At 56.0% G+C, this 3,487-nt stretch carries 4 protein-coding genes and 1 pseudogene; 2 read left to right on the top strand and 3 right to left on the bottom strand.

What is annotated here, in order from left to right; genetic code table 11:
- Window positions 1-103 precede the first annotated feature (103 nt).
- A pseudogene (locus tag AC221Y_RS22050) lies at window positions 104-280 on the top strand (IS21 family transposase); the annotation flags it as partial.
- Between the two features lie 123 nt (window positions 281-403).
- Here the strand turns inward: AC221Y_RS22050 and AC221Y_RS22045 are convergent.
- Complete coding sequence (locus AC221Y_RS22045) at window positions 404-643, bottom strand: hypothetical protein (protein ID WP_486708451.1); 240 nt, start codon at window positions 641-643, stop codon at window positions 404-406.
- A 311-nt stretch (window positions 644-954) separates the two neighbouring features.
- Here AC221Y_RS22045 and hpf point away from each other — a divergent pair, with 311 nt between their 5' ends.
- Window positions 955-1,533, top strand: coding sequence for a ribosome hibernation-promoting factor, HPF/YfiA family (gene hpf, locus AC221Y_RS22040; RefSeq protein ID WP_486708450.1), 579 nt, complete (start codon window positions 955-957; stop codon window positions 1,531-1,533).
- Between the two features lie 161 nt (window positions 1,534-1,694).
- On the opposite strand, the gene AC221Y_RS22035 is transcribed toward hpf, so the two are convergent.
- A complete protein-coding gene (locus tag AC221Y_RS22035; protein WP_486708449.1) occupies window positions 1,695-2,900 on the bottom strand; it encodes a pyridoxal phosphate-dependent aminotransferase in 1,206 nt (401 codons plus the stop codon).
- Between the two features lie 339 nt (window positions 2,901-3,239).
- The coding region (locus AC221Y_RS22030; RefSeq protein ID WP_486708448.1) for a hypothetical protein at window positions 3,240-3,487 on the bottom strand (248 nt) is incomplete at its 5' end.

The raw sequence follows: 3,487 nt of genomic DNA, 5'->3' as shown, positions 1-3,487 counted from the left end.
ATCAGGTTATCCGTGGGCCGTCGTTCGTAAAGGGCCTGTTCCAAAGCATCCAGAACAAATTGCGTTTGCTGTGATCTGGAGGCCCGCCAGCCAACGATCTTGTTGGAAAGCAGACCGGCAGCGCGCGCAGCAAACGACAGGGCGCGGTACGTTTGTGCCGTTAGTATTTCAGCTCGGCGAGGCGTTCCAATTCGACTGGAGCGAGAATTGGACCACTATCGGCGGCGAGCGCATCAATCTTCAGGTCGCCCATATCAGGTTGTCGCATGGCAGGGCGTTTCGTCAATGCCGAAGCGATCCATATAATTGTGAACACCGCTGCCGAAAATGGTGCGCCGAAGGTCATGCTAGGATGATGAGACCTGCTTTCCGCTCCGGCGGCGTCCCGTCTTGAGCGGGGGGGCTAGTTGCCGTCCTCCTCCCACGCTTCTTCGTCGCGGCGAAGCAGGTTGTAGAGGTCTTGTGATTCCGGAACGAGCCGCCCGGTGTCCCTGATATGGTCCGTGTCGGCTGCGAGGAGAATGACGATTTTTTCCAGTTCGGAAATTGGCAAGCCGCTGTTGATGATCTCGGCGATTTTATGGTCGCCGATATCGCCGAACAGGCGTTTGACTTCCTCATAGCTGATCAGGTGCTCATCCATATTCTTGCCTCTCCTTTGGGTTTGGGAACAGGTTAATCTTAATCATGGCTATGGTTCGATCAGGATTTCGTTGATCACAGGTGACTTTTGCCCATGACATCGCGCCAGGCTGTTCGCGCACAGACTACATAACCGGTCCCCGCTACGGTTGAGGCAGATCAATCAAACTATGCAGAACACCGCTTTTGTCGGCTGGGCGGGCATTGGCCGACCGCAGTTACCGGGCGTCGGTCGTCGGCCAATTGACTTGGCTCAAGATCCTCAGAGGCCGGAAGCGGTATTCTGCTAAGGTATCAACGGGAGAGCCAACCATGGAAACACCTGCCGAAGTCACCTTCAAGGATATCGATCATTCCGAAGCAATCGAAGCGCGCATTCGCGAACGTGTCGACAAACTGGAGGCGATGAACGCCGAAATTGTACGATGCCAGATTTGGGTGCGCGCGCCACACCATCGTCACAAGGACAAGGAGTACGAGATCGACATCAGCCTTCAGATGCCCGGCTCGACCCTCCATATTGACCGTCGCCCCGGTGATGATCACGCACATACTGATGTCTACGTCGCAATCAGAGACGCCTTTAATGCCATGGAGCGGCAACTTCGAAAATGGCAAAATCAGAACAAGGGCAGACCGGAGACCCATGCCGCTCCGCTGCAAGGGCGGATCAGCTCGTTGAACGGATACACGGACAGTGGGCAGATCTCGACCACGGACGGGCGGCTTGTCTATTTCCATCGCAATAGTGTCGCCAACGATGGATATGACGATCTGAATGAAGGTGACACCGTCGAGTTGAGCGTCGATGTCAAAGATGCCGATGAAGGGCCTCATGCCAGCTTCGTGCGCCCCGTAAGCACCCTGCGTTTTGTTGACAAGCCTGACTGAGAAACCTGTTAGTCACGGTCAGGCGAAGACCAGTCCTCGCCCACAACATTCCGCCTGCGAACGCAACCGATCGAGTCGAGTGGCGCTCAGGCAGCCTCGGCCACTAAACGTGGTCGAGTGACGCAACGCACCGATCTATGTTATCAGTGAACAAGGTCGCGTCAGGCCCCAAAATGGGCCTCCAGTCGATCAAAGGCCAGGTTGATCACGTCGTCCTCGACACAATAGGCCATCCGGACATGGTTCTCGCCCGACGGACCGAATGCGCTGCCTGGCGTGACCGTCACGTGCACCTGGTCCAGCAGATCGCGCGCGAACCGATCAGCATTGTCATGGCGAACAAGTACACGGGGAAAGACGTAATAGGCGCCCTGCGGGCGGACATAGCTAAAGACATGCGGCAATCGGTCAAGCCGCTCACAAATCAATGAACGGCGACGGTCCAATATGCGTTCAAACTCGACCAGGTGAACCGGTTCATTTTCCAGCGCGGCCAGCGCTGCGATCTGGCTTATTCGAGGAGTGCAGATCATCGTCAGATCGTGGATCTTGACGATCTCATTGCGCAGTGCTTCGGGGACGACCATGTATCCGACCCGCCAACCACTCATGGCGTAGGCTTTTGAGAATGTAAAAAGATAGGCGATGCAGTCAGCGACAGAGGGATCGGAGGCAAGATTGAAGAAGCGGTCGCGGTTGTCATAGACAAAGTGGCTATATGGGTCATCGATAATGATCAAAATACCATGGGCACGGGCGATGCGCGCCGCCCCCTGCAGCGTTCTTCTGGACAGTATTGCACCGGTTGGGTTCGACGGATTGACCAGAACGATGGCCTTCGTTTTCGGGCTGATCAGCTCTGGCAGAGCGTCGATGTCCAAGTCCCACCCCCTGGCTTCATTCATGGGCCAGAAAACCGGCACACCGCCATTGAACCGGATCTGTGAAATATGTGACACGAAACCGGGGTCAGTGACGATGACCTCATCCCCTTGGTCCACAATTGCGTGGAAAAGGGTCTGAAGCCCCTCCATGTTTCCCGCCGAAATCATCACCTGCTTGTCAGGATCGACGCATTGTCCTGTTCTGTGTTCGTGTTCTCGTGCGGCGGCAACGCAGAGCTCGGGCAGTCCGCCGGGCAATGCGTACATGCCGGCCTTTGGATCGTTTTCCAGCGCCTGCTTGGTTGCGGTCCGAATTGGCACAGGTGTCCGGAATGACGGCAGACCCCACGCAAGCGACGCCGCGTCGGGCACTTTCGCGTTCAGGATCGACATCTGTTTGATCGCCGACATCTCCAGATTGCAAGATCTGTCGGAGATCAATTGCGATTTCGAAATTATCGTCTGTTCCATATTGCGTGCCATACTGCCAAGTTTCCGATTTGATGAACGCTCTCTCGGCAGTCAGCGTAAACGTTCGCAAGTGGTTCTGATTGCGATTGATCAAATCAGCGCCAATCCTGTCGTCTAAATCATCAACCGATGCTGCAGTGCAGCTCTCGCACAGCTGATGGGGTGGATTGCTCATGCTCCAACCGGCGTCGTTTTGCACCATGGTGCAGCTTTAATGATCTGCGAGCGCAGAGGAGCCGCCCCCTGCAGGTCAAAACAATTGGGATCAATCTCGCCACGAGCCTCTTTCAGGGTTACGGGATCACTGAAAGTGACGAGGTCGCTTTCAACCTGCCTTCGCCGCGCACTCAGCTATTGCCGTTCTTCGCGCGGCTCAGTCCTTGCCTCGTCGGCATGAAAGCCAGTTCCACAAGTCATTACTGGGCGCGTCAGTTGACCGGGCTGGGCCATTAGGTTCGCCAGCTCCAAACCTTGTACGTCAAGCCCTATTCCACACAGCCAAGCCCTCAGGAAGGGGGCCGTCTCGATCGCTGTACGCAACGGGTCTTGGCGCGGCACAGTGCCATCGCGATATGTAAGGCCTGTCCTGACCCGCATCT

Source organism: Boseongicola sp., from assembly GCF_057460485.1.
Note: the sequence above shows the minus strand (reverse complement) of the source record. Positions and strands in the feature narration are given on the sequence as shown.